Here is a 1,450-nt window from a genome sequence, read left to right as displayed (position 1 = left end):
GAACCCGGGGCCTCTCCCATGCCAAGGGAGTGATCTACCCCTGATCTACGAGCCCGCACCCACTGATAGCCGCCACCCATTTAGAAGCCCTTCGATTCTCATGCGCCGCGAGTCGAAACGGTTTAACCCGGCGCGCGTGCAGATGTCGATGGGAATCTAGCACGGCCGCAAATCTGACGTGCCCGCGTTTGCGGGCTTGGGATTGCGGTAGTGCCCCAGTAGTCGTCAATGCGACTACGGGGTACTCGTTTCTGCGGTCAGTGCGGTTCCAACCCGCAACAATGGCACGAATGCACACCCGCCGCCGTGGCTCGTCCAGCTCGGACAAGCCGGTGGCAGACGAAGCACCGGAGTGGAGTGACGTCGACGCAGCAGACATCGAAGCGCGCGTCGTCGAACTTGCTGAACAGGGCAACGACCCCAGCCAGATTGGCCTTGCACTGCGCGACGAAGGCGTCAAGGGCGTTCCGATTCCGGACGTCAAACTCGCCACGGGCAAGAAGGTCACCACCATCCTCGAAGAGAACGACGCCGCGTCCGACCTCCCCGAGGACCTCCGTAACCTCATGGAGCGCGCCGTTCGCCTCCGCGAGCACATGGAAGAAAACCAGCAGGACAAGTCCAACCGTCGTGCGCTCCAGAACACGGAGTCGAAGATTCGCCGTCTTGTTTCCTACTACCAAGGGAACAAGCTCGACGAAGACTTCACGTACAGCTACGACGTCGCCGTCGAACTCCTCGAAAAGTAATTAGATGTCCGTGAGCCCCGCCGAACAGACACCCGCCGCCGACGCCGCCGCGACGCTCCGCGAGGCGACATTCGTTCGTCTCCGCGTGCACACCAGCGGTGCCGCTGTCGCCGCCGCAGGTGTCATCGGGCGGGCGCTCAGGACACTCGACGTCCCCTTCCGTATTCGGGCGACCGACGCTCCAGACACCGCCGCGAACGACGACGTCGCGGCTGTCGTGGGGTTGTCGGACGCCGATGCAGACCTCGAACTCGACCCGCGTGACGCCGGTTCCGTCGTCCGCGAACTCGGTGTCGACCCCGCCCCGGTGGTCACACTGGCCGGTCTCCACGCCGCCGGTGTCTCTCCGGAGGGCGAGACCGAACTCGTTGAGGCGGCGACCGACGCGGGCGTCGACTCCCGACCCGGTGTGGCCGTCCCGACGGGCGACCTCGCCGATGGGTTGGCGCACTCGACGCTCGTCCACACACCGTTTTCGGCCGACAGAGAACGCGCACAGGCGGCACTTGCCGAATTGGCGCTTCCGGCTGAGCTCGACGCTGATGCGCACCGGCGGGTTGCCTCCCTCGTCGCTATCGAGGCGACGACCGGCGAGGCAACCCCGCGGGCGGTAACGGCGGGGGTGCGGGGCCCTCCTCCCCGCCCTTTTACACATCTTACGCTGCCGGCGGCCCTACCCGCGCCGATGCCTGAGGGCGCGG

1 protein-coding gene and 1 pseudogene are annotated in these 1,450 nt (G+C 65.9%); both read left to right on the top strand.

All coding sequences use genetic code 11. The features are described 5' to 3' along the window. The first annotated feature begins 281 nt into the window (after nucleotides 1-281). Entirely contained in the window at nucleotides 282-749 is a 468-nt protein-coding gene (locus QT222_RS03600) for a 30S ribosomal protein S15 (protein ID WP_004572513.1), read from the top strand. A 4-nt stretch (nucleotides 750-753) separates the two neighbouring features. Continuing rightward, nucleotides 754-1,450, top strand: a pseudogene (locus QT222_RS03595) (exonuclease); the annotation flags it as partial.

This window comes from Haloferax sp. s1, from assembly GCF_058382125.1.
Note: the sequence above shows the minus strand (reverse complement) of the source record. Positions and strands in the feature narration are given on the sequence as shown.

Bases quoted from the DNA above. Each gene is read 5' to 3' on its own strand.
- QT222_RS03600 (WP_004572513.1), top strand. From the start codon at position 282: ATGGCACGAATGCACACCCGCCGCCGTGGCTCGTCCAGCTCGGACAAG.